The sequence below is a fragment of the Streptomyces sp. NPDC001502 genome, assembly GCF_042894785.1.
GTDB lineage: Bacteria > Actinomycetota > Actinomycetes > Streptomycetales > Streptomycetaceae > Streptomyces > Streptomyces kutzneri.
In genome coordinates, this window is sequence record NZ_JBIAVW010000003.1 from 507,456 (window position 1) to 532,540 (window position 25,085).

At 70.8% G+C, this 25,085-nt stretch carries 19 protein-coding genes, 1 tRNA gene and 2 pseudogenes; 11 read left to right on the forward strand and 11 right to left on the reverse strand.

The window, feature by feature from the left end; all coding sequences use genetic code 11:
- Positions 1–20: 20 nt before the first annotated feature.
- Positions 21–419, reverse strand: a complete 399-nt coding sequence (locus ACFY0D_RS07110; protein ID WP_390797381.1) for a nuclear transport factor 2 family protein — start codon at positions 417–419, stop codon at positions 21–23.
- Positions 420–640: 221 nt separating this feature from the next.
- On the opposite strand from ACFY0D_RS07110, the gene ACFY0D_RS07115 reads away from it, so the two are divergent.
- From ACFY0D_RS07115 to ACFY0D_RS07155, 9 genes are all read left to right on the forward strand, one after another.
- Entirely contained in the window at positions 641–2,035 is a 1,395-nt protein-coding gene (locus tag ACFY0D_RS07115) for an MFS transporter (protein ID WP_390797382.1), read from the forward strand.
- Between the two features lie 103 nt (positions 2,036–2,138).
- Positions 2,139–3,689: an FAD-dependent oxidoreductase gene (locus ACFY0D_RS07120; RefSeq protein ID WP_390797383.1), complete on the forward strand. Its 1,551-nt coding sequence runs from the start codon at positions 2,139–2,141 to the stop codon at positions 3,687–3,689.
- Positions 3,686–4,726 (forward strand): ketoacyl-ACP synthase III family protein, encoded by a 1,041-nt coding sequence (locus tag ACFY0D_RS07125; protein ID WP_390797384.1) that lies wholly within the window; start codon positions 3,686–3,688, stop codon positions 4,724–4,726. Before ACFY0D_RS07120 ends, ACFY0D_RS07125 begins: the two co-directional genes overlap by 4 nt.
- A gap of 70 nt (positions 4,727–4,796) precedes the next feature.
- Complete coding sequence (locus ACFY0D_RS07130; RefSeq protein ID WP_390797385.1) at positions 4,797–5,888, forward strand: ScbA/BarX family gamma-butyrolactone biosynthesis protein; 1,092 nt, start codon at positions 4,797–4,799, stop codon at positions 5,886–5,888.
- Positions 5,885–6,577, forward strand: a complete 693-nt coding sequence (locus ACFY0D_RS07135) for an HAD family hydrolase (RefSeq protein ID WP_390797386.1) — start codon at positions 5,885–5,887, stop codon at positions 6,575–6,577. The genes ACFY0D_RS07130 and ACFY0D_RS07135 overlap by 4 nt, the downstream gene beginning before the upstream one ends.
- Positions 6,574–7,632: a 3-oxoacyl-ACP synthase III family protein gene (locus ACFY0D_RS07140; RefSeq protein WP_390797387.1), complete on the forward strand. Its 1,059-nt coding sequence runs from the start codon at positions 6,574–6,576 to the stop codon at positions 7,630–7,632. Before ACFY0D_RS07135 ends, ACFY0D_RS07140 begins: the two co-directional genes overlap by 4 nt.
- Positions 7,633–8,016: 384 nt before the next feature.
- Positions 8,017–8,709: an XRE family transcriptional regulator gene (locus ACFY0D_RS07145; protein WP_390797388.1), complete on the forward strand. Its 693-nt coding sequence runs from the start codon at positions 8,017–8,019 to the stop codon at positions 8,707–8,709.
- Between the two features lie 49 nt (positions 8,710–8,758).
- Positions 8,759–9,154: a hypothetical protein gene (locus ACFY0D_RS07150; protein ID WP_390797389.1), complete on the forward strand. Its 396-nt coding sequence runs from the start codon at positions 8,759–8,761 to the stop codon at positions 9,152–9,154.
- 134 nt (positions 9,155–9,288) lie between these two features.
- The gene (locus tag ACFY0D_RS07155; protein WP_390797390.1) at positions 9,289–9,969 is read left to right on the forward strand and encodes a hypothetical protein; all 681 of its coding nucleotides are present in this window, start codon (positions 9,289–9,291) and stop codon (positions 9,967–9,969) included.
- 316 nt (positions 9,970–10,285) lie between these two features.
- Here the strand turns inward: ACFY0D_RS07155 and ACFY0D_RS07160 are convergent.
- The 3 genes and pseudogenes from ACFY0D_RS07160 to ACFY0D_RS07170 all read right to left on the reverse strand — a co-directional run.
- Positions 10,286–10,748 (reverse strand): annotated as a pseudogene (locus ACFY0D_RS07160) (IS5 family transposase); the annotation flags it as partial.
- Between the two features lie 138 nt (positions 10,749–10,886).
- A complete protein-coding gene (locus ACFY0D_RS07165; RefSeq protein ID WP_390797391.1) occupies positions 10,887–15,008 on the reverse strand; it encodes a hypothetical protein in 4,122 nt (1,373 codons plus the stop codon).
- Positions 15,009–15,341: 333 nt separating this feature from the next.
- A complete protein-coding gene (locus ACFY0D_RS07170) occupies positions 15,342–15,959 on the reverse strand; it encodes a hypothetical protein (RefSeq protein ID WP_390797392.1) in 618 nt (205 codons plus the stop codon).
- A 418-nt stretch (positions 15,960–16,377) separates the two neighbouring features.
- Between ACFY0D_RS07170 and ACFY0D_RS07175 the strand changes: the two are divergent.
- Positions 16,378–16,617 (forward strand): annotated as a pseudogene (locus ACFY0D_RS07175) (transcriptional regulator); the annotation flags it as partial.
- A 344-nt stretch (positions 16,618–16,961) separates the two neighbouring features.
- Here ACFY0D_RS07175 and ACFY0D_RS07180 read toward each other — a convergent pair.
- The 7 genes from ACFY0D_RS07180 to ACFY0D_RS07210 form a co-directional block, all read right to left on the reverse strand.
- Positions 16,962–17,657, reverse strand: a complete 696-nt coding sequence (locus tag ACFY0D_RS07180; protein WP_390797393.1) for a hypothetical protein — start codon at positions 17,655–17,657, stop codon at positions 16,962–16,964.
- A 238-nt stretch (positions 17,658–17,895) separates the two neighbouring features.
- Positions 17,896–17,968 (reverse strand) — tRNA-Ser (locus ACFY0D_RS07185).
- Positions 17,969–18,388: 420 nt separating this feature from the next.
- Positions 18,389–18,634, reverse strand: coding sequence for a hypothetical protein (locus tag ACFY0D_RS07190; protein WP_390797394.1), 246 nt, complete (start codon positions 18,632–18,634; stop codon positions 18,389–18,391).
- A gap of 335 nt (positions 18,635–18,969) precedes the next feature.
- On the reverse strand, positions 18,970–19,260 hold the full coding sequence (locus ACFY0D_RS07195) for a hypothetical protein (RefSeq protein ID WP_390797395.1): 291 nt from the start codon (positions 19,258–19,260) through the stop codon (positions 18,970–18,972).
- 94 nt (positions 19,261–19,354) lie between these two features.
- Positions 19,355–19,747 (reverse strand): hypothetical protein, encoded by a 393-nt coding sequence (locus ACFY0D_RS07200; protein ID WP_390797396.1) that lies wholly within the window; start codon positions 19,745–19,747, stop codon positions 19,355–19,357.
- Between the two features lie 343 nt (positions 19,748–20,090).
- On the reverse strand, positions 20,091–20,945 hold the full coding sequence (locus ACFY0D_RS07205; protein WP_390797397.1) for a class I SAM-dependent methyltransferase: 855 nt from the start codon (positions 20,943–20,945) through the stop codon (positions 20,091–20,093).
- A 401-nt stretch (positions 20,946–21,346) separates the two neighbouring features.
- The gene (locus ACFY0D_RS07210) at positions 21,347–23,872 is read right to left on the reverse strand and encodes a Helicase associated domain protein (protein ID WP_390797398.1); all 2,526 of its coding nucleotides are present in this window, start codon (positions 23,870–23,872) and stop codon (positions 21,347–21,349) included.
- 443 nt (positions 23,873–24,315) lie between these two features.
- Between ACFY0D_RS07210 and ACFY0D_RS07215 the strand changes: the two genes are divergently transcribed.
- Positions 24,316–24,780: a hypothetical protein gene (locus ACFY0D_RS07215; RefSeq protein WP_390797399.1), complete on the forward strand. Its 465-nt coding sequence runs from the start codon at positions 24,316–24,318 to the stop codon at positions 24,778–24,780.
- The last annotated feature ends 305 nt before the right edge of the window (positions 24,781–25,085 follow it).

Sequence of the window (25,085 nt, forward strand, 5' to 3'; positions counted from 1 at the left end):
ATCGAAGTGGGCCGGACGGCTCAGAGGAAGGCCAGAGAGATGGCGTAGCTGTCCTCGTGCATGCGGTACCGGGTGATCAGCCCATCCGAGACCTGCAGTTCGACCGCGAACTCCGAGGCGAACGCCTTACCGGTGGCGTTCACCCGGTAACGGAAACGCCCCAGGGCCACGGCCGTGCCGTCCTCGGCCAGGATCCGCTCCACGGCGAACTCCTCCGGCGTGAGGTTCTCGCCCGCCTGCTTGAAGAAGTCCGCGACCTCGCCGCGGGTGGTACGCCGTCCCATCCACGGAATCAGCGCGGTGTCACCGGGAGTGAACCAGTCGAGGGGCTCCGCGAGCAGTTCGAGGGCCCGGTCGGCCTCGCCTGCACCGAGCCGGCCGAAGAAGTCCTCGACTACGGAACGTGTGGAATTCGTCATGCCCCGAAACGTATTCACGGCCGGCCCGCATGAGACAGACCCAGCCAGTGGTACCCACCGCAGCCCTATGAAACAGCGGGTACTGGCTAGCCCCCCACACCACACAGATGCTCGGAACACCCCAACCGGCAGGAAGCGAAAGGTCTCTCATGTCAACGGTCAACAGCCCCGAGGAGACTCGGGCAGATCACTCGCCGGGCCCGGCCCCCGCGCCGGAGCGGATGACGAAGCGGCAGACACTCATCCTGCTCCTCCTGCTCGGCGCGCAGTTCACCCTGGCAGTGGACTTCTCCATCATGAACGTGGCGGTTCCGGTCATCGGCCGCGAACTCGACTTCGCCACCGAGAACCTCCAGTGGATCGCCACGGCCTTCGCGCTCAGCGCCGCCGGGTTCAGCCTCCTCTTCGGCCGGGTCGCCGACCTGATCGGGGCCCGCAAAGTCTTCCTCGCCGGCCTCGTCCTGCTGACCCTCTCCTCCCTGGCAGGCGGCCTCGTCGACTCCGCCGGCCCCCTGCTCGCCGCCCGCGTGGCACAAGGTCTGGCGACCGCCATGGTCACCCCCGCCGGCCTCGCCCTGCTCATCACCTCCTTCCCCGAAGGACCACTGCGCGACCGCGCACTCGGACTCAACGGCGCGATGCTCTCCGCCGGCTTCACCTGCGGCGCCATCCTCGGCGGCCTGCTCACCGACACCCTGAGCTGGCGCTGGGGCTTCTTCATCAACATCCCGATCGGCATCCTCCTGATCGTCGTCACCCCCCTGCTCCTCAAGGGCTCCCGCTCACACGGCGGCAAACTCGACATCCCCGGCGCCGTCTCCGTCAGCGCCGGCCTCATCGCCCTCGTATACGGCATCTCCGCCGCAGGCCAGTACGGCTGGGGCGACCCCACCACCCTCATCTCCCTCGCCGCCGGCGTCGTCCTCCTCATCGGCTTCGGCTTCGTGGAGCTCAACGCCAGCGAACCGCTGGCACCCCTGCGCATCCTCGGCCGCCGCAGCGTCACCTGGGGCAACATCGGCGGCGCCGCCACCTTCATCGGCTTCACCGCCATGATCTTCCTGCTCACCCTCTACCTGCAGGAAGTCCTCGGCTACTCGGCCATCGCCACCGGTCTGACCTTCGGCGTCCTCGGCGTCGGCGCCTTCCTCGGAGGCGTCACCGCCCCCCGCTGGATCGGCGTCCTCGGCAGCAGCCGGGCCGTACTCGTCGCCGGCCTGCTCATCCAGGGCATCACCGTCGGCGCACTCTACTTCGCCGGCGACGCCCGCAGCTGGCTCTACGCAGTCCTGGGCCTGGCCTTCCTCAGCAGCTACGCCCACGTCGCCGCCATCGTCGGCTTCATGGTCACCGCCACCTCAGGCCTGCCCAACGAGCAGCAGGGCCTGGCCACCGGCATCACCACCCTCACCCAGCAGGTCAGCATCACCATCGGCATCCCGATCATGAGCGCCATCGCCACCGCCCAGATCCGGAGCCTGTCGAGCGAACCGGTCAAGGCCGCCACCCTCTCCGGCATCAACCTCGCGATCCTCGTCAACGGCCTCATCCTCATCGCCGTCGCCCTGCTGGTCGCACTCTTCCTCCGCAACCGCCGCACCGCCGGCCGCCACTGACCGCCCCGGCCGGCACCGAACGACCGTCGCCGGGGACCCGGACCCACCCCCGCCCGCACCCCCGGCGACGGCCACGCCCGTACGCAGAGAAAGCGACGAACCGATGAACCGGAACACCCCGCGCGCCCGGGCGGCCGACCACCACACCACCGACATCCTGGTCATCGGCGCCGGCCCCACCGGACTGATGCTCGGCTGCCTCCTGCGCCACCACGGCATCCAGTGCACCGTCATCGAAGCCCGCCACGACATCGACCCCCGCACCCGCGCGATCATGGTCCACGCGGCCGGACTAGAGATCCTGGACACCCTGGACCTGCGCACCGCCGTCGAGGACAAAGGCGTACGCCACACCCGCATCGACTTCCACACCCACCACCAGGCCCGGTTCACCGTGGACTTCAGCGCACTCGACACCGCCTTCCCCTACTACCTCAACGTCCCGCAGCCCGACGTCGAAGCCGCACTCGCGAACCGGTTCACCGCCACCGGCGGCCGACTCCTGCGCGGCCTGCGCTACACCCACCACCACGAGGACGCACACGGCATCACCGCCCAGACCGACGCCGACGGCACCCCGCACACGATCACCGCCCGCCACCTCGTAGGAGCCGACGGCGCGAGCAGCACCGTCCGCACCGCCCTGGACATCGCCTTCCCCGGCATCACCTACCCCATGAGCTACCTCCTCGCCGAAGGCGCCCCACTGCTCCCCGCCGACCCACACGCCTCCGCCATGTACATCGGCCCCGCCGGCGCGGTCTCCCTGCTGCCACTGCCGCACGGCACCGTACGCATCGCCGGCCCCGCCACAGCCGAATCGATCGACCGCGACAGCGAACTGAGCACCCGGCACTTCCAGGAAACCGTCGACACCCTGGGCTTCGGCCCCGCCCTGCGCCTCGCACGGGTCGACCGCATCGCCCACTACCAGGTCCACGAACGGCTCGCCGAGCACTTCACCCGCGGCCGGACCGTCCTGGCCGGAGACGCCGCCCACCTCAACGCCCCCGCCGGCGGCCAGGCCATGAACACCGGCTTCGGCGACGCCTGGGCACTGGCCTGGCGCTTCGCCGCCCTCCTGGACGGCTCCCACGCCCCCCTCCTCACCGACTACGACCGCGAACGCCGCGCCGCAGCCGCCGAAGTCGCCCGCTCCACCAGCGTCCTCACACTCCTCGACGCCATGCGCCAGGCCACAACAGAAACAGCGCAAAACTCCGTACAGGACGCACTGACCGGATACGCGGAAGCCTGGAGCCAGCTCTACCTCCACTACCCCCCGACCCCCACACCCACCACCACCGACACCAAGGCACCCACGGCACCCACGGCACCCACCGCCACCCCGCCCGGGCACCCCGCCCTGCCACCCCGCACCCGCCACCGCCTCCAGCCCGGCGCCCGCGTCCCCGGCCACCGCCCCGAACCCGGCCACCACACCTGGCTCCACCTGCCCGGCGCCCGCCCCGACCACACCCACCTGCCCCCCCACACCCACACCGCGGAACTCACCCCGGCACAACGCACCTGGCTCCCGGCCGGCGCCACCGCAGTCCTCGTACGCCCCGACGGCCACGTCACCCAGACCCTCCCCGCCCCCACGGACACCACCACCGGCGCCCCCGCCGAAACCGAGAAGGAGGCGGCATGACCACCCCACCCCGCCCCTCAACCGGCCTCAGCATCGCCGGCACAGGCAGCTACCTCCCCGAGCAGCGCCTCGACCTGAACACCGAAGCCGCCCGCCACCCCGACCCCGACGCCGAACGCATCCGCGCCACCGGCTACCACACCATCGCCGCCGAACAGACCCTCTACCCCGGCGACATGGCCCTCATCGCCGCCCAGCGCGCCCTGGCCGCCGCCGGGACCAAACCCCAGGACATCGACCTCATCGCGGTCACCGCCATCCACCGCCACGGCCACCAGCGCCTGTGGTCCCCGGCCTCCTGGCTCCAGTCCCGCCTCGGCGCCACCCGCGCCCTGCCCTTCACCGTCAGCCAAGGCTGCAACGCACAGCTCCTCGTCCTCGACCTCGCCGCCGGCCTCCTCACCGGCAGCAGCCGCCGCAACGCCCTCATCGTCGCCACCGACCGCTTCGCCGCCTCCGGCTTCGACCGCTTCACCGCCGACTACGGCATCGTCTACGGCGACGGAGCCGCCGCCGCCGTCCTGACCGCCGACACCCCGGCCCCCCAAAACCCCGGCTGGCACGTCCTGACCATCCACAGCGTCAGCGACCCCGCACTCGAAGGACTGCACCGCCTCGACGAGCCCGCCCCCGAGACACGCGCCCTCTTCGGCACCGAACACCACGTACGCGCCGCCAAGAAGCGCTACCTCGCCACCCACGGCACCGACAGCCTGCGCGAAGCCACCCGCCGAGCAGTCCGCGAGATCCGCCAGACCCTCCTGCCCTCCGGCACCGACCCGAGACTGCGCCGCGTCGTCTACCCCAACCTGGGCCTGCCCCTGCTCCAGGAAAACTACTTCCCCGAGTTCCCCGGCGGCGCCGAAACATCCCTGTGGGACTTCGGCACCACCGTCGGCCACCTCGGCAGCGGCGACCAGATCGCCGGCCTCGACCACCTCGAACGCCACCACACCTTCACCACAGGCGACCGGATCATCCTGCTCGGCGCGGGAGCCGGCTTCACCTGGACAGGAGTACTCCTGGAACGCCGCTGACCACCACCCGGACGACGACGAACAAGCACCAGCAGAAGCAGCACACCACCCGAGAAAGCAGGTTCCGCACGTGACCACCGCACCCTCACCGCTGGAACAGGACCTCGCCGCACTTGAGCTGAGCTACAGCCGCACCGTCGACCGCACACTGGTCCACCGGGACTCGCTCGGCGAAGTCTTCCTCACCGACCTCCAGCCCCTCGGCGGAACCTCGTACGTCGCCGCAGCCCAACTGCCCCGCTCCCACGCCTACTACGGCGACCACCTGCTGAGCCCCAACGTCTACGACCCGGTCCTGCTGCTCGAAGCCTGCCGACAGGCCGCACTGGCCGGCGCCCACGCCTACTTCGCAGTCCCCCGCACCGACAAGTTCATCCTCACCCACCTGCGGGTCCACCTCTCCCGCCCCGACCGCATAGCCGTCGGCGCCTCCCCCTGCCAGCTGACCCTGCACGTCACCACCAGCAACCACTACGTCCGCGAAAGCCGCACCAACGGCCTCGACTACGACGTGGACCTGCGCGTCGGCGACATCAGCATCGGCCGCGCCGGCATCGGCCTGCGCTTCAAATCCCCCGAGTCCTACACCGCCCTCCGACTGCGCAACCGCGACCAGAGACCACTGCCCTCCTCCGCCGACCACCCGGGACCCGGCAGCGCCACCGGCGCACCCGTCGAGCCGTACCGCGTGGGCCGCGCCAACGCCGACAACGTCGTCCTCACCGGCATCCAGATCGCCGGAGACACCCTGACTGCCGGGATCCGCACCCCCGGCAGCCACCCCAGCATGTTCGACCACCCGCAGGACCACCTCCCCGGCATGGTCATCGCCGAGGCCGCCCGCCAGATCGCCCTCTACGGAGCCCTCGACGTACGCGGCATGTCCCCCTCCCGCACCTACCCGACCGACCTCGCGGTCACCTTCAGCCGGTTCGGCGAACTGGACAGCCCCGCCACCCTCACCGCAGTCGTCGGCGAACACCGCGACACCGACCGCCCAGCCGAACCCGCCGTCTACTACACCCAAGGCGGAATCGTGGAGTTCGGCGACGAACACACCCCCGACACCGACCGCATACCGGTACGCGTCGAGGCCCACCAGGACGGCGAAAGCCTGTGCCTGCTGACGCTCAACCTCGCCCGGGTCCGGACCCACCGATGACCACCGCCGCCTTCTTCGACGTCGACGAGACACTCATCGCCTTCAAAAGCATGTTCCGCTTCCTGGCGTTCCACCTGAAACGCCAGGAAGCGGCCCCCGGCACCTACGAACGCCTCACCGGCACTCTGCACCGTGCCGCAGCCGACGGCGTCCCACGCGCCGAGGTCAACCGCCAGTACTACCGCCTCTACGCGGGGGAGAGCGCGGCAGCCCTGGCAGCCTCCGGCCGAGCCTGGTTCACCCACGAACTGGCCCGCACACCCTTCAACCCCGGCCCCACCGCCCGCTTCGCCGCACACCGCCGGCGCGGCGACCTGACCGTCCTGATCTCCGGATCCTTCTTCGCCTGCCTCGACCCGATCGCCGAACACCTCGGCGCCGACCGGGCCTTCGGCACCCGACCCGTAATCCGCGGCGGCCTCCTCACCGGCCAGGTGGTCACCCCGCTGATCGGCACGGCCAAAGGCCGCACCGCCCACGCCGTCGCCGCGATCCACGGCCTCGACCTCGCGCACTGCTCGGCCTACGGCGACCACAGCAGCGACCTCGACCTGCTCCGCGCCGTCGGCCACCCGGTAGTCGTCGGCTCCGACCCCGTACTCACCGCGCACGCACAACTGGCCGGATGGGAGCGGCTGCCCGGCACACGAACGGCCGCCGAGCCCCGACCCCAGGAGACGAGAACGTGACGAACAGACCCCACACAACGCCAAACCCCATAGCCATCCTCGCCACAGGCTCCTACCTGCCCGAGCAGATCATCGGCAACCACGAGGTGGCCGGCACCACCGGAGTAACCGACGAGTGGATCGTACGCAAGACAGGCATCCACGAACGCCGCCGAGCCGCCCCGCACGAGGCCACCTCCGACCTCGCCGCCCACGCCGGCCGCCGCGCCCTGGAACAGGCAGGCATCCACCCACACGACCTCACCTACATCGTGGTCGCCACCTCCACCCCCGACCAGCCCCAGCCCGCCACCGCCGCAGTGGTCCAGCACCTCCTCGGAGCCGTCAACGCCGCCGCCTTCGACATCAACTCCGTCTGCAGCGGCTTCGTCTGCGGACTGACAGTCACCGAACGCCTCCTGCGCGCCGAGCCCGGCGACGCCCACGGCCTGGTCATCGGCGCCGACATCTACTCACGGATCCTGGACCACACCGACCGCAAGACGGCCATCCTCTTCGGCGACGGAGCCGGCGCCGCCGTCCTCGGCCCCTCACCCTCCGGCCACGGCCTGCTCGGCACCAGCCTGCTGACCCGGGGCGACCAGCACGAACTGATCGGCGTCCCGGCCGGCGGCAGCCGCCGCCCCGCCTCCGCCCGAACCCTGGAGGAGGGCGCCCACCACTTCCGCATGGACGGCCGCGGAGTCCGCGCCTTCGTCCAGGAGCACCTCCCCACGGCCGTCGCCGACCTCCTGGCCCGCACGGGACTGCCCGCAGGCACCGTCGACCACTTCGTCCCCCACCAGGCCAACGCCGTCATGATCAGCGAGGTATGGCCGGCACTCGGCCTCGACAACGCCGCCCTCCACCTGGAACTGGCCCGATACGGCAACACCGGCTCAGCCTCCATCGCCATCACCCTCGACGAGATCCACCGCCGGGGCCTGCTCGCCGAAGACGACGTGGTACTCCTGACCGGCTTCGGCGGCGGCATGTCGGTCGGCTCCACCCTCCTCAGCTGGGCCCCCACCGCCCACGCGGCCGCCCCCCGCATCCTGGCCGCCGCCACAAACTGACCCCGCCGGGGCGCCGACGAACCCCGCCGACGCCCCGGCACCCGGCACAACAGCCGTCCGGGGCAGGTTCGGTCCCGCACACCGGTGCCCTCGACGGCAACGCGGACCCCGCGAGATCCCCGACAGACGACGCAGCCACAGGACCCGCACCCGGCCCGCGCACCCGTCCACCAGGGCACCACGGGCGGCGAACCGACGACCCGCCCCCACACACCACGCGTAACAGGGCAGCAACCGCGGCGCTGGCACTCAAGCCGGACCCAACCGAGGCACAAGAGAGCGGCCGAAGAACGGGCTGCGCCAGAAGTGCCACGACCGGGTACACGGCTGACCTGCGGCCGAAGACGGACACGCAGCACGCGACGCACGCCCGGCGCCCCCACCGTGGACGCCGGGGAGGCCAAACTGGCCGTCTACGGCACCCAGTACATGAGCCTGAGCGCCGCCGACATCCAACGCCGCGTCAGCGCCGAGCTCGACACCGTCCAGCAGCAGCTCGACGACCCCCGCCTCTGGTCGGTCGCGGCCCGCCTGATGACCCTGTACGCGAAGACGTTCCCGGCTCCGGCGGCGCCAAGGCCGTGCACTGGTACCGGATGGCCACGAAGGCCGCCGACGCCTCACCGACCAGGCCATCGCCATCAGCAACAAACCCTCCCTCGGCCTCCTCAACGCCGTCTCGGCAAGGCCCACGCCGCCGCCCTCTGCGGCGACCACACCACCGCACGACAGCTCCTCACCCAAGGCCGGCGCATCTTCGACCAAGCCGGATCCCACGAACAGACCTCCGACTACGCCGTCCCCTACTGGCGCCTCAACGTCTTCACCTCCCTGCTCGCCGCCCGCCTCGGCGACGAGACCACGGCCGTCACAGCACAGGACGCAGCCCGCGCGGAGCTCCCCGCGACCCTGCCCCGTTTCGCGACCCACCTGGAGATGCACCGAGGCCTGATGCTCGCCCGCTCCGGCGACGTCACCGCCGGCGCGGCCCACGCCCGCGCCGCGCTGGACGCACTTCCGCCGGAGAAGCACTCGCTGACGCTCCGGCTCCTCATGGCGGAAGTCGAACAGTCCTGATTACTTGCGCAGGTCACTGGGCCGTCTTCGTCTGAATAGGATCATGACCATGGACGAGATGATCGGCGTTGGCCCTGGTGACGAGGAGCTGGCCCACGAAGCGGCGGCGGTCGCTGTTTCCTGGGTTCTCGCGGGAGGGCTGACGGAGCAGCAGGATTCGCAGTTGGTCAATGTGGCCCGGCACGGAGGCTCCCACGATTGGATGGGGGAGGCGATGTTCGTCGGCAAGTGGGCGAAAGCCCTTCGCGACGCCGTCGACGGTGCCACCGACGACGAAGAGGGCCGACAGCGCGTGGCCGTGGCGAAGGACACCGCACTCCGGGAGCTGCGGGGGCGCCTGCTCTTCCATATCGACATGTTTTGGAATATGCCCAGCTCCGACCACCCCGGCGCCCGCGAATCCATGCGCAGGATCGTCGCCGCCGGCGGTTCCAAGAGCGGCTGACCCGACGGCCCAGTGTCCTGCGCCGGAAGCTCCTGGGTAGTTGGGTCAGAACGGCTTCAGCTTGACGTTCAACCACTTCTGGTCGCCGTCCAGGTGAACGGCCCGAGGGGCTCCTGATGCGGGAGACTGGGCATATGACCCTTCCCACCCCGCTGGCCGCTCCCGAAGAGATACACGCCCACTTTGTTGAAGAGCTCAACCTCGCGCTCCGTCGGCCCGGGATGTTTGGGGGCGAGCAGGCTCTTCGGATCCTCCTTGGGCACCTGCTGTTCGTTGAACGTCAGCCCGAGGCGTTCACCCAGCAGCAGCGAGAGTGGGAAGACTGCGGGATCTGGTCTGCTGCCGGGGTGACTGGAGCCTTCCGAGACGTGATCCCCGGACACAACTACGAGTACGGCATGGCGTCGGTGTACGCGGAGTTTGCGCAGAAACGTGGCTGGCTCAAGCCGGACAGGGTTCTTACGGAGGACGCGTACGAAGCCCTCAAGGGGCGGGTCTGGCAGTGGGCCAAAGAGGACCGCACATCAGGGGATGTAACGGCGGAGTTCGGTGCTCCCTCCGTGCTGTTCGGAGGAAACAATCCACTGTACGGAAAGTCGCTCGGCTACCTCAGCAAGGATGCAAAGCGGCCGATGGTGGTCTTTCACCTGTGGAACGGCAGCGAGCCCGGGACCGAGCCGTGGCCGCCCAAGCACGAGCAACCGCTCCTTCTCGCGGTGCGCTTTGGTGAGGGACCGTTCCGCCAGTCCCTCACCTTCACCCCGGAGGGCCAGCGAAGGAAGCCCACATCTGCTGAGTCGTGCCTGCTGCAGTAGCCAGTCCGGACTTGATCTGGCTCCCGTCGAACACGGCTCGAACTTGTTCCAGGTTTCCCCAGTTCACCGGACCCGCCAGGGGCCGGGGCATGATCCTGTGGGCAGGATCGCTGCGGCACGGAGGCCGGGATCGTGGATCTGGTCGGGCACGAGGTTCAACGAGGCGCGTTCGCGGCGGTGACGGAGTTCCGTTCAGAGCTGTACTCGTGTCTGGTCTCCCGGAGAGACGCCCTGTTCGAGCTGTGAGATGCCTTGCTGTGTACCGACGGTCCGGTGCGTACTCTCGTGGATCTGGCCCTAGGCAGCGTCTTGTCGATCACTTGTCGAGCCAGATGAGGGTGCTGGCGAGGGTGATCGCGGCCTGGTAGCGGGCGGGGTGCTTGTCGTAGCGGGTGGCGATGCCTCGCCATTGCTTGAGGCGGTGGAAGCAACGCTCGACGACGTTGCGGCGCCGGTAGACGGACCTGTCGAAACGGCAGGGCCGTTCCCGGCGCCGGGCCCGGCCCGCGAGTTGGTCGACACGCTCCGGGATCGTGGCTTTGATACCGCGCCGGCGGAGGTAGGCGCGGAAGGCCCGGGAGGAGCAGCCCTTGTCCGCGATGACCCGCTCGGGCCGCACGCGGGGCCGTCCCGGCCCCGCCGCACGCCACCCGGATGAGGCCGATGACGGTCTCGGCCTGGGTGCAGTCGTTTCGGGTGCCCGCGGTCAGCGTGAAGGCCAGTGGCCGGCCGCGTCCGTCGCAGGCGAGGCGAATCTTGCTGGTCAGCCCGCCGCGGGAACTTGCACACGATGCCTTCCAGCACCTGACGGTGATCACGCCACCGCCCACGGGCCCGGGCCGCCGGCGGCAACATTGGCGCGATCACCGCCCACGCGGCATCAGACAACTCGGCTTTGCGTGAGGCGTTCAGCAGCATCACGCCTTCGTTTCTGGCCGCGCCGCACTGTCCGCCCAGGCTCGGGTGAACCGCTCGTGCGCGGGTGCCGGGACCGCAGCGGGGGCTTCTGCCGGGGCGGCGGGTTTGGGGCGCGGGGCCTTCGCGGCGGTCAGCTCCTTGCGGACAGCGCGGTGATGATCGATGGACCAGGAGTTCCAGCGGCGGACGGTGCGGTCGGCCGGGCGGTCGAAAGCGTGCAGCTGGAGCTGGAGGGCGGCCGCGTCACGGCTGACACCGAGAGCCGCCGCCACCTCGTCCACCAGGTCCGGGACGCTGAACAGCGGGTTGGTCTCGTACTGGCCTGGCGGAACGGGGGTGGTGGCGGACCGGTCCGCCAGCCTGCGCAGAGCGGTGAGCAGATCAGCGGGCAGATCCGTAAGCCCGCCGAGCAGGGCACGGGCACCCTGCGCCGCAGGGTCTTCTACCGGGCGCTCGGCGAGATCCCAGGCGACAGCGGTGGCGGCGGCCTGCATGACGTCAGCCTCCAGAGGTTTCTCGAGGCGGCCGGTGAGCAGGGCCGTGGCCCAGATCTCCGGGAGTCCGTGGTCTGCGGCGAGGGCAGCGGCATGGCTGCCGTCATCGGTGTACGGGGCGCTACCGAGCAACTGGGCCCAGGCCACGGCCATGCGTTCCGCGGCCGCGGTCACCCCGCCGGGGGCCCAGAGCTCCGCCGGGTCGCCGGGCAGAGCTGCAGCAAGCACGGTGCGCCGGCCGGCCGGACCGAGCCGCCGCCGGAACTCGTCGTACGCGTAGAGGGTGTTCTGGTCCGCCTTGTACGGCTTGGAGCGGACCAGCTTGCGGTGCGCACCGTAGTCGTCGCTGCCGGCGAATCCGTCGAGGACCAGGGCGGCGATCGGGCGTGGCACCCCGGTGCGCCAGCGGAACAGGTCCACGGCCTCCTCGGGCACCGGCAGCGGGTTCTGTTCGGCGAGCAGGGCCAGCAGGCGGGGGAGCCGGTTGGTGTCATCGGCGGCGACGGTGTGCGTGGCGCACTCTTCGGCATCGGCGGGCACCGGATCGGCTGATCGCTGGAGGAAGGGGGCGAGGCCGCTGCGGTCCGGCCCGCAGGCCACGGCGAAACCGTCCGCGCGCAGTTCGGCGATCCGCTGCTCCGGGGCCCGGCCGGTCCGCCAGGAGCTCCCGGCCTCCGCGAACGGCTGCCGGCTCCATACGCCGAGCAGTGCCGCGAGCGCCTGTCGCTGCTCGGCGGGGGTGGCCGCGACGACGGTCCGCCAGGCCACAGCATCGATCCGGCCGGTCAGCACCGCCCACTCGGAGGGCGGCGCGGGCAGGGCGAGCACCCGCACCTCGTCGTCGATCTCGCCGCGCAGGTACCGGCCGTCGGCGGCGACCGAGGTGAGGAGGGCGGGCTGTGGCTGCGGCTGCCGTTCCTCGTAGCCGCGCAGCTGAGGCAGCAGGCCGTGGAGGGCCGGGACGAGCCGGTTGTCCGGCGCAGGGTCCGGCAGGTCGACGACCGGCCCGGCCCGCATGACGGCGACCCGGTGGGACAGCTCCTCGCGGCGACGCAGTACGTCAGCGGCGAGCCGGACGGCGCGGTCGACGCCCTCCTGGACCCGCAGGTCGGTCACTCCCGGCAGGGCGCACCCGATGCCCTGGTGCAGCAGCTCGCACACCGCACTGTCCGTGACCGTCCTCAGGGCACGGGACGAGTGCTCGTCGCGCGGGGTGAGGAAGTGCCAGAAGGCAGGTGGCGGCACCGGCCCGGCCAGTTCGCCCAGGGTGGCCCGGCTCCGGGTCCTGTGGCGGCTGCCGGGGAAGCCCTGGACCTGCCAGAGCAACGAGTTGTCGCCAGCGGCATGGCAGCGGATGGTGGTCCCTCCGTTCAGGACGGCGTCCCCACCGCCGAGAGGCAGGGCAAGGATTCCCCACGGGCGACGGCCCCAGTTGTTGCTGCGGTAGGAGGCGGTACGGCCGTCGATGGACTCCAGCACGAACTCGCGGGGCGAGGGACCCGCGTACGGGGTGCGGTAGTCGACCCGGCAGCCGGTGAGTGTGCCGTCCTGGCCGAGCGGGGAGGGCGGGGCGCCGGGCGGCAGTGCGGCGAGGATGCGGTGGTCGGGGAAGGGCTTCGTGCCGGGCGGGGACCGGTCGGGGTCGTGGAAGGCGGGCAGGGTGCGGTCGGCGGTGGGAACGCCGGTGGCCGGGTCGATGCGGTTCCAGCCGCCGTGGTCCTCGCTGAACACCGTGGTGCTCCAGAGGGAGTGGCCGTCGTTCATCTGGTAGTCGCGGTGGCCGATGCCCTCACGTCCGCCGGCCCGCAGGACGCGCTCGCCGTCGAACCGGCCGCCCCCGTCCGAGGTTTCGAACTGGTAGCCGAGGCCGCCCTGGATGCTGCCGCCGTAGGGGCGCAGCCCGTACGTCTGCTCTGGTTCGAACCTTTCGCCGGGGCGGTCGGACCAGTAGGCGGTGCTGGAAGAGTTCTCCTCGTGCTCCTCGTTCCAGCCAACGAGGAACTGTCCGCCGACCCAGTGCACGGTGTGGCCGACAGCGCCGTAGGGCAGTTCCAGGGTGTGGTCTGCGCGCAGCCCGGCGTGGTCGACGGCGAGGGCGCGGGTCTCGCCGTACACGGTGAGCACCGGCCAGGTGCAGGTGACGTGCACGGTTTCGTCGGGCGGGAACGCGGCGAGGGCCTGGTCCAGGGCGGGCCAGCCCAGCTCCTCGGGGAGCCCGGCCCGCAGGGCGCGGGCCAGCGGGCCGGTGAGGTCGAGTGCGTCGAGGGCTTCCTCGATGCCGTCCAGGGCGATGGCGGTGGGCCGGTCGAGGAGGCCGCGCAGCTCGTCGACGGCCTCGTCGGCGGCGGCGAGGCCCCCACCGCGCAGGGCATCGAGCAGCTTCTCGACGCGGGCGTGCACCTCGGCCGTGATGCCCGGATTGTGCGGGAGCCGGCTGATGGCAGTGCCGCTGATCGCAGTGCCGCCACGGGTGCGGAGCCCGGCGTGCACGGTGCCTTCCAGCCGGGGGCCGAACACCGGGTCGGTGGCGAGTGCCTTGAGGTCGCGCTGGGAGTGCTCGCCCCAGAACTCCAGGCTGATCGCAGCACCGGGGTCGTGGACGGGTACGCCCTCGGCGAGGCAGAGGTCGAGGAGGTCGGCGTCCAGATGCGGCCACCGGTAGCGGTCCTCGTGCAGCCGGACCGGGGCGCCGTGCGCACGCAGCAGCGGGGCGAAACGGCCCACCAGGTCCAAGAGTTCCGCGGGCATGGGCTGGCGGGTCACCCCACCGCCGCCCACCGTGCGGTGCGAGTATCCGGCGGCGTACCGGCGCAGCCAGTCTCCGAGGCCGCCCTCCGGGGTGATCCGCCCGGCCGCGGCCGCGTCGGCGGCACCGCACGCGATGAGCAGCCGCAGCCAGGCCGCCGCGTCGTTCTTCGACTCGGGAAACAGGTCGAGGAGGGCGGTGGCCTGCTCGTCGGCGGGCGGGTGGTCGCCGAGCGGGCCGACGGCCGCGTCGAGCAGCCGGTCGGGTATGGCCTTGCCGCGGGCCGCGGCCAGCACCCCGCCCAGCACCCGGGCCTCCTCCTCGCTGCCGAGCCCGGCCGCACGGGCCGAGTCCCGGACCCGGCGGGCCAGATCGGCGGGAAGCTCGCCGGGGGACGCCGCCCAGGCGCTCAGCAGGCGGACGAACTCGTGGTGCGCGTCATCCGGCTCGATGACACCGGCCAACCAGGCCGCCGCATTGCTGAGTTCACTGGCGGGCAGGGCGCCGAACCGGGCGAACAGCAGCTGATTCGCCCGCCGCCAGTCGGGATCGACCGGCAGAGCGTGGGTGCGCTCGGCGGCGCGCGCCTGCGCGTAGGCGCGGGCGGCGGAGCGGCGATGCGTCTCCAGCATCCAATGACCGATGGTGTCCCAGAACCAGGGCAGGTGAGCGGCCGGCAGGCCCCGGGCCAGGCGCTCCGCGTCGTCCACGAACCGGCCGGGCTTCTCCCAGGCCCGGTGCCGGCTGCTGCCCGCCCGTTCCAGCGTGTCGCGGGCGTCGGTTTCGACGCCCGGCCCCTGAGTACGTGCCCAGTCGGCGTACGTCTCGGAGATGCGGTGATTGGCTGGGAGTGGGACGGGAGCCCCGGTGTTGCTGGTCATACGTGTGATCTTGCCAGGCGGTTCTGACAGCGGGTCCGGGGGATTCTGGAGCGTCAGGAGTCGTTGGGCTGCCCCGGTCGTGCCAGCTTCGCGGTACTCGGTCGGATCGGGCACCTCGGGGTCGTTCGGGGCGTCCTCCGCGGACCCGTGGTTCGCGTCTGCCGGTGCGGTCGACGGACCGGACCACCTCGGCGCACGCGACCGCAACGGCCTTTCCACCGGCGATCGACGGTCGGGCCCCGTGCCCGCAAGCGACGCACGGCGTGACCCGGCAGGCCGGCACCGCCCGGGGACATCGCCAAGTCTGGCCATCAGCACGGCCTGACCGGGCCTTCATGCCGCCCTTGAACTGGTTCGGCGCAACTCCGCCCGCACCCGCGCGGCCCCCAGCAGGTACGGGTCCGTCTCGTCCGGCTGCAGCACTGCCTCCCGTCGACACCCCTGTCCATCCGCCAGTGCCGCGGCTACGAGGTGCTCGGCTGCCCGCAGGCGCGCGGCCTCGGCCGCAGCCCGCGCTGCCCGGTGGGCGTCGTCGGCCGACGGATGCACATGGGTACGCCGCAGCTCCGCCTCGAAAGCCGCAGCCGCATCCGCATCCGCATCCGCCCTCGTGCCGAGGGCCAGTGACGAGGCGGCTGCCGTGCGGCGCTCCCATGCGGTCAGCTCCGCAGCGAGTCTGGCCATGCACGCGGCCGTCTCCTCAGTGGCGCCCTCCACGCGGCCGCGGCTGGCGGCCTGCTCCGCCTCGGCCCGGACCCCAGCCGCCGCCAGGTCGGCGGTCCTCTCTCGCCCGGCCGACGCAGCGGCGGCCGTCCAGGTTGCGCGGGCGAGGTCTGCGCTCGCGGCAGCAGCCAGCTCCACCGCCTGCCAGCTGCTGCAGATGCCGCACACCTCGGCCTCCGTCTGCCCGCCGCACTCCAGGCAGGGCGCAGCCATCCGCTCTGCTTCCATAGCCTTCACCTGCGCCCGCTGAGCCGCAACCGCGGCGTCCCGTGCAGCCCGTTCCTCGATGGCCCGCTCACGGCGAACGGCACGACGGGCTTCGTGCTCTGCGAATTCTGACGCAACAACAACCCGAAGTCCTGCTTGGGCGCCTGCCCGGGCCATGAGAGGGACAAGCTGCCGGAGCTGCCGGAGCTGCCGGAGAGTCGGGCAGCGACGCTGTGACGCAGGGATCGGCGGCCCGCGATGAGCAACTCGCAGGCCGGACAGGTGCCTTCGGTGTCCATGCGCCGTCCTTCGTCGCAGCGGCTGTCGTAGCAGTTGCTGCGACGCGGCAGGGCGCGGCCGATGAGCCAGCCTGCCGGATCTTCGATGGGCGCCTGGCTCTGACACTGTTGGGTAAGCCGCCGACCGAGCCGGGCACTGAGCTGTGCTCAACGGCGACGGCGAGGCCTACGGCGCCGAGGGCATCGTGATGGACTGCCCGGCCACCACCGTGGCGGAGCTGGTGGAGTGGACGCTGGACGAGGCCCGCCTGGGCGCCCCGCGCCTGAACCACAACGGCAAGGACTCCGACCCGCTGATCGTGCTCACCGCGGCGGCGGCCGTAAAGTTCGGACTCCCGGAGTTCCTGGAAGGCCATCAGGAACGCCGTGCCCTGCGCCTGGCGGGTCGGCGAGATCAGGGCGCTGCTCGCCCTCATAGCCCCCGCCTGACCCGACGGATGCCCTCGAGCTCCTGGAGCCGATCAAGGCGGTGCGGCTGCAGGGGGACATCGAGACTGAGACCTGCCCGTGCGGAGCCGGATGCGACATCCAGCGGGCTGGTGCCCACATGCCACGCTGCTGCCCCTGCCCGCGAGCTGACCACCCAGGTGTCCGCCTGGCGGCCGACTGCAACTGCCCCCGTCGGCGTTCGTCCGCACCCCGAGCTGATCCCCGCGGTGACCGCGCCGTCGCCCGCGCGCCCGCAGGGATCGTCCGTTCGGTCACGAGCGCGCCGGGGCGGAGGTCAGCTGTTGTCGTCCAGGCTGTAGACGTCCTTGTCTGCCGGGACGGCCACCTGTACGGGCTTGTTGATGCCGGTGAAGGCGAGATCGATCGGGTTCGGGCCGCTGGTGGTCACCTTGAGCAGAAACGGTTCGCGCTTGGTGGCCACGAGGAAGACTCCTTCGGGCGTGTTGATCGTGACCGCTTCCTGGCCGTCGATCTTGGTCAGCGCGCCCTGTTCCGCGCCCTGGATGCTGTAGATCTCCTTGAGCAGGCCGTCGCGGTCGCACAGATTGGTCAGTCCCTTCAGGGCAGGGTCCGTGGCCTCCATGCGCATCCAGCGGCCCGTCATGTCCTTGCGGGCCTGGCTCGCCTGGTCCTCGGGCATGTCCTTGATCTTGGCGAGGACGTGGGTCTCGTCGCCCCGGAGGAAGGTGTGATTCCGGGTGCGGACCACATCAAGGGTGCCGCCGCCCCGGGCCTCGATGGTGCCCTTGCACTCGCCGGTCCCGCTGACCGACAGGTTCACCTGCCCCTGGCCGGACGCCTTCCCGCTCACGGTGAACGTGGACGCGCCGCGCAGAGCGGTCGCGGAGTCGTTCAGCACGCGGGAGCCCGGCTGGCCGGGGAACGGTTCGGGCGACAGGCAGCCGGTGAGCCCGAGGGCCGCGGTACCGGTGAGGGCGACGGCGGCGAGCAGGCGGTGAGCGGTGTGCACGGAGACTCTCTTCAGCGAAGCGGAGTGCACGGAGACTCTTTTCAGCGAGGAGGGAGCGGGTCGGAAGGAGCGTACGAAGCGTCAGGACGGCGCCCCACGATCGGGTCGGACTGCCCGTGCGCCCGCACCGGCGCCTCCGCGACCGTGCTGGAGCGCGTTACGCCCAGCCTGGCGGCCTCAACCCGCTGCCGGGTGTTCCGGATCCTTCCCGGCGCCGGCCGGAGCGAGCGCACGGCGGGGGAACAGGCCGGATTTGAACCGGCGTCCTCCCTCTCAGCAAGAGGGCACGTCGACCTCTGCGCTACAGCTCCCCTGCCGCGGTACGCGCACCTTACGGACTCCCGCCAGGACCCGCATAGCGGGTTTCGAGCCTGCGTTCGCAGCCGTCCGGCCGCCACAGCCCGGCCCGGGCGGCACGGAACCGGCCGCCGCGTGACCTGGTCGGGCGCGCTGCGCCCCGGCTGCATGCCCCGTGCCGGGTGCGCGCTGCGCACCGAGGGCCTGCGCCCTGGGGCTGCGGGCCCCCACTCGTGCCCTCCACGAGGGCGGGACCTGTTCCGGCGTCCTGCCCCACCGCCTGGTCGTCGTCGGCGCGGTCACCCGGCGGCATGAGCGAGTCCGCGCCGCGGAGTTGGGGGTGCACCCCGCTCCGCGTCCGGCCCCCGGCCGACTCGCGGGCCGGCCGGATGCTCCCCGGGACGGTGGTGGGCGGGCGGTTCCCGGGCCTGGGGCTATCGCAGGGCAAGGCGTCCGTACGTGAGGACCTCGGGGCTGGTCTCGATCACTTCGAAGATCTCGCCGTAGACGTCTCGCCAGTGGTTCATCAGCCGCTCCAGGTCCAGCGGCTCCAGCGTGCTCTTCAGCTCCCAGGGCAGCAGCGCACGCAGCTTGTCCAGGGTGTGAGTGACGGCTTCGTACTTGACGGGGTACAACTTGGTCTGGTGCGCGGCCATTTCCTCCAGCACCATCCATGGCACGGCGACACGGTGGTGGCGAGACTGCCGCAGCTTGCGGATGATGTCCGCGCGCGGACTGCTAGGCGACAACTCGTTCACCGCGTTCGTGTCGAAGATGATCACTGTGTCCTCCGTGCCGGGATGCCCCACCAACTGCGTGGGGACCCTTACGCTGCCCAGTCCAGCCCCCGGTCCGCCAGCACTTTCAGCTGATCCGAAAGCCTGCTCTTGGTCGACACGGCCATCTGACCAGCTCCCCCCTGCCGCCTACACCCGGGTGACGGTGGTGGGGTCGGCGTGCCATGTGCGACCGACGCGCTTCGGGGAGATGAAGGCCGCCGGGCGGAGATGGCTGGTCAGTACGAGTGCATGCGGGCGGCGTCCACGCAGGCGTCTTGGAACTCGTCTTTGTCCTTGTCGTCCTTGTAGCGGTTGGAGGCCTCGCCCGTGCACGTACCGAGCTGACGGGGGCTGAGTCCTCCGAGGGGCGAACGGGTGGAGCCGGTCCCGATCTCGGCGAGCTCCTTACCGAATTCGGCCCCGGCTTCCGCTGGGGTCTGACGCAGGGCGAGGAAGAGCACCAGGGCGACGGCGGCGAGGACGGCCGCACCTATCGCCAGAGCCTTCCGGCTGAGGGTGATCGTCAACTGTTGTCCTTCGGGCTGGCCGTGTCGTGGGTAGGGATCATCGTCGAGGCAGGCCTGAAATGGACAGAGCCCCGGAGTAGACCGACCCGCTGCTCTACTCCTTCACGTGCAGGGTCCATTCGCTGTCCCGCCACTCCCCACGGAAGCCACCGGCGGGAGGCAGGCTCACCACCGGCACGACGTGCGTGGAGTACACGACGAACGCCACCGGATCGTGAGCCTCGGGAAGCGGCCCCTGCCCGGACTTGCGGACCCGCCATCCGGCGCCCGGCACGACTCCGAGCAGCTGCTCGTCGGCCACCGTTTCGATCTCCGTGAAGCCAGGCTGCTCCGCCGCCGCCACCACACGCCCGGCCATCCGGTCCAGGACCATTGCCGCCCCGTCGGAATCTCGCCACCCCACGACCGGCTGGCTGACCACGTCGTCTTCGCCAGCGTCCGGAACGGGGTCCTTGAACCAGGCGGTGAACCGCAGTTGTGAATTCATCCCACCATCCTCACGGCCGGCACCCGGGCCTGTCCGGCGTTCGGGACCACGCCCAGCATCGCCACCAGGCGCACCGGCACGGTGACCGCGACGTCGACCACGTGCCGGTGGTGCTTCGCACGCGGGTCGGCCGCTGCTGGGCAACTTCCTCAGCGGCGTTCCGGCCACGAACCGCACGCGCCTCCTGGGCGTCGAGGGACGGTACGTGCCCGAGGGGGTCACTCCGGGAGGGCGCGGTGCCCTGGCGGGGCGGTGTTGCAGACATGGCGGCCTGGGGGCGGAGGTGGGTGAAGGTTGGCTGATCTCACCGAACCCTGACCGGGCCGGCCGCTGGGGTCGTATGTCAGCGCGCGGTGACTGAATACGCGGCGAGCGCGCGGTTGCCGTGCGGCTTGGCAATGGCCCGCAGGACGTCGGCCTGGCTCAGGACGAGCTGTCGCACCGGCTCGGGCAGCGCGGCCAGACGCTCATCGCTTCCCACCAGGTCGAGGCAGGCTGCGATTTCCCAGTCGCCGTCCTGCAGTCCTTCGGTATCGACCGGCCTGTTGCCGTCGGCTGTCCAGCCGGCCTCGGGCAGGAGCCGCAGCAGGCCCTCACGGGAGAAAGGTGTGCGGACGTTGCCCTGGCCATGCGATCCAGCGGCTTCGGTCTGCCCCTGGATCAGCACGGCGAGCAGGTGCGCCAACTGGTCGTCGGAGGTAGGCGTCAGGTCCCACTCGGTGAACCACAGTCGCTGCGCCCACGGCCGTACCCGGGCCAGCGTGTCGCGCAGTTGTCCCAGCGATGTGAAATACCAGGAGCAATGCGCGAACACCACATGGTCGAAAGTGCTCTCGGGGAAGTCGACTGACGGGTCGAGGACGTCGGTGCCGAAGCGGAAGTCGATGCGTGGCCCGAGAGGGCCCGCCGCGAGCCGGGCTGCCGATTCTCCGAGCGTGACCGGCGCCCCGTAGGAGGGTGCGGCCACGTCAACGGCCACCACGCGCCCTTCGGGCCCAACCGCCTCTGCAAGGACGGCGGTCATGTCGCCCTGACCACAGCCCAGTTCGAGGACGGTTGAGCCGGGTGTGATGTGCCAGCTCGCCAGGAGCGCGGCGCGGTGGCGAGTCTGGGACAGCTGGGTTTCCGGGCTGTGATCGGCGGCGGCCATGCCGGCTGCGAGCGAGGGGGCCTTGGCGAGGAGATCGGAGTGATTCACAGAGTCCTTGGTGATTTCGACGGGCCGGTGCGGGCCGAGGGTATGAGACGCACGGGCAGCGGCGCCTCCGATTTCCTGGACATCACCGGCACGACGGCGGCCCACCCTGTGGGTCGGGAGCGACCTCCGCCTCGTGGACGCGACCCTGAACGCCCTGACCACGCCGCCCTCCGCGTCGCACGCGTCCGCGTCCCGACTGTGGTCTCCCCGATGGCGGCCCGCTCCCACTCCACCCCCACCCCCACCGCGTCCCCCGGCGGGCCGGCCCCGGCCGAAGCCGCCGTCCCCGCCCACCGACAGCAGACCGCGCCCACCAAGGGAGCGAGGCACGGGCGCTGACAGGGCGTCCAGCCCCGGACGGGAGCGGCTGTTCCAGAATTCTGGAACAGCCCCCCAACCCCCTACCGCGCCCAGTCCACACCGAGTTCGGCGAGGGCGGCGCGCTGCGCCCGGTCGAGCCTGTCGCGGCGGGCTTTCTGGTTGGCGATCCAGATGCCGGTCCGGTGAGGCCCGTCCGGGAGATGCTCGACGTGCGCCCGGCCGGGCAGGCCGCCTTCCCGTGCGATGTATTGCTGGAGGGCCTCCAGACCCGTCTGGAAGGCAGTACCGCCAGCGCGCGGCGCGGACGCCGTAGCCGTCTTCGCCGCCGCCTTGCGGGCGCGTGGGGCTTTCTTCACGCCGAGTTCGCCGAGCCGGCGCTGCTGCTCGGCATTCAGCCGGTCCCAGGCGTGTCGTTGGGTGGTGAGCCAGCGTCCGACGTCCTCCCCATGCCGGGTCACCCCGGGCACGATCGCGGTCAGCCGCGCACCGTCGGCGAGGAGCTGGGCGAGGTAGGCGTAGTACCGCTGCCAGTCCACCGTCCACCCCAGCACCCCCGGGTTCCAGTCCGGATCGATCGCGGCCAGCGCGGCGGCCCGCCGCTGCGCCCGGCCGGGGTCTTTGCCGAGCCCGCCGGGACGCCGGATGTTCGTGAGCCACTGCCCGATCTGGATGTCGAGGATGGTGGCGCCCCGTGGGGCCGCGAGGGTCCCGTGGAGCTCGTAGTAGGCCCGCGCTGCGCCGAGGTTCTGGTCGAAGCCGGCGTCGGCGGTGTCCCACACGATCCCCAGCTCCTCCAGCTCGGCCGCCCGCTCCCCGGTCATGGCCCCGGCCCGGTACACGCGCCGCTGGTCGGAGAGCCATCGCCCCAGCGGGAACGCCCCCGCCACCTCCACGTGCTCGTACGGCACCTCCAGGTCCCCCTCGCGCTGCCGGTAGCGGTACGCGGCTTCCGCGCCCCGCTTCCAGTCCTGCCGCTCGGTGTTGATGACGGTGTAGCTGATCCACTTCGCGATGAGTGCCGGGTCCCGCGGCGTCGCGAACCGGAGCAGGAGCCGTGACTCCTCCTCGCCTTCCTCCGGCGCCTTCCCGACCGGTCGAGACGGGTCTACGATCCTTTTCTGGTTCTCCTGTGGAATAGCCAGCATTTCCACAGCCTTTTCATCGTGCGCCCGTAGTCCCGCCAAAACTCGAACCAGTGGCCGGTAAGAATTCGACGAAAGCATGTCTTCAGGCTTTTCATCCTCCCGTAGAAACACGGGCACGATCAGGGTAGCCATCTTCCCCTCGCCGGGCTTCTGCCGCAAAGCCCGCCCGATCGCCTGCACGATGTCCACGGCCGACCCCTTCGGATCGATCAGGGCCACGCTATCCGTCGCCCGAATATCAACCCCCTCGCCCAGCACCCGGCAATTACTCAGCACCGCCCGCCCCGCCCTGCGCCCGAAGTCCGCGAGCACCGACTGCCGGTGGGAGCCCTCGTGTTCCCCGCACAGCCACCCGGCCCACACCCGCTCCGGATGCCGGGCCGGATCCACCGCATGCAGCCGGGACGCGACCCGCTCCAGCCCCGCCGCGAAGGCCTCAGCCTCCACGGTTCGGTGGTGGAACGTGATGGTGGTCTGCAAACCATGGGCCGCCATGGTCTCCAGGAGCGCGGTCTGCATCGCGGCGAGCCGCTGCCCGCGCAGCTGCTCTTCGTACCGCTCCTCACTATTCAGCCGTTGCGGAGTGACGACAGGGTCGGTGAGTTCCACGACGACAATTTGATACTTCGCCAAAAGCCCACGGGAAATAGCCGAAGCGAGCGACAACTCATAAACAACCGGCCCGAACACCCGCTCATCGTCCATCGAGCACGTGAGCTCCTTCGGCAACCGGTCCCAACGAGGCCGCGAGACGTGCACCCGCCCCTCCGCCTCCGCCTCCTCACGCTCCCTACGCTCCGCCTCCTCCGCGCGCCGACGGGCCTCCTCCCGCTCCCGCTCCTGCGCCCGGGACCGCGGGGGCCGCTCCATCCAGACCCTTGGGGTGGCGGTCATGTACAGCCGGCGCATGGCGGGGATGACCTCCTGGCGGTGGACATCGGCCCACGCCTTCCCAGCCAACCCCGAGGTGCGGTGCGCCTCGTCGACGACGACCAGGTCAAACACGTCCATGGGCAGCCCGTACAGGCCCTCGTGGGCTTCTGTGATGACGGGCAGGGAGGCGTACGTCGCGTACACCGTCACCGGGCCACGCCCGTGCCACAGCCCCAACTGCGGAGCCGACGTCGTCGTCCGCACATCGAGCTGCCACAGCTGCGGATCGTCCTCCAGCGAGCAGACCGCGACCGCCGGCCCGGTGTGCCCGGCGAGCCGCCACTCCCGCACCGTCTGCGTGAGGAGATCGAGCGTCGGCAGCAGCACCAGGACCCGCCCGTGCCGCGCCAGCCGGAGCGCCGCCGCGGCGGCGATAAAAGTCTTCCCAGTCCCACACGCCGACACCACAGTCGCCCGCAGACCAGCCTCCGGAATCCGCTTACCAGGAGGAATATCCAGCCCCCGGACAATAGCCTCCACCGCCTCCTCCTGATGAGGACGCAGCACGATGTCACCAGACTTCTGCATTCGGCACTCCGCTGAACTCGAAGCGGCGGACAGACCCGCCTGGGAGGGGGTGGCGATGTTCTCGGGATCCTACACAGCTACACGCATCACATCTGGGGTGATGCACACTGAAGACTGTACCGTGACGGGCTGAGCCAGCCAGCCCATTCGATCCGACTCTGCCCGACCCCGCCAGACCCCGCCCGATGGGGCCACGGTCATCCCGGTGTCGGATTCATGGGGCCCAGCGCGGCAGCGTAGCCACCTACTGCTTCCTGGACTGGGTTGAGACGGGGCCGGCGCTGGCAAGCGTGTGCATGGCCCTTTCCCCGGCCCAGCGGACACCCAACGGGCCGCAAAGCCCTTCAGGTCCGCGCAAGCGCGGACATCTGGTGATGTGTCAGCGTCGTGTCTGAGTATCTGTACTCAGGACTTGGATGGGTTGGGCTGCGAGCCTCGGGTGCATGAGCAAGATCTACGGGGTTTTGGCGGGAAGTGCGGTTGCCGGTGCGGTCACGGGGTGGTTGGCCAGGGCTTTGTGGCTGTGGGCGATTGCTGAGGACGCGCGTAGTTGCGAGGACAGCACCTCGCTCTGTTTGACGTTCTATCCGCTTGTGGGGATCGGACTGTGGGTGCTTCTGGGTGTTCCGGTGCTCTGGTTGGCCCTGTGGATACTGGACGTGCGGCCGCTGAAAGCGACGGTCCCGGCATCGTTTCTCCTGCAGTGGTTCATCATCGCCGTTCTCGCCGGCCTTTCGCGGCAGGATCTACCTGAGTCGATGGCCCTGAGCGTGGGGGTCATGGCGGTGGGTCCGGTACTGGTTGCGCTCTGCGCCGATCCGGCGCGGCGCAGAGCGGGTCTGGCCGCTGTAGGCGTGTTGGCGACGGTATGTCTCTCGCTCGTCTGGTTTTCCATTCACGTGAGCTGAGCGGTTTTTTCCTCTAAAGAGCCGGAAGGACCCCGGGGTCCTTCCCACCTGCTCCCGACAGTCACCCCCGGCCACTCTCGACCGCTGCCAGCCGGCCCGCGGTAGCGGGCCTGGTCCTGGAGGCGGAGCCGGAAGGACCTGAAGGGGTGGGAGCGTCAGCGGACACCCCTTCGATGTCCGCGCCTGCGCGGACAACTGGTGGCGCGTCAGCGCCACCGGGCCGGCGCTTGCGCCGGCCCTTTCCCGTGACGGCCGCTTGCGGCCGTCGATTCCCGCGCGCGCGCGGGCATATGGGGGAGCCTCAG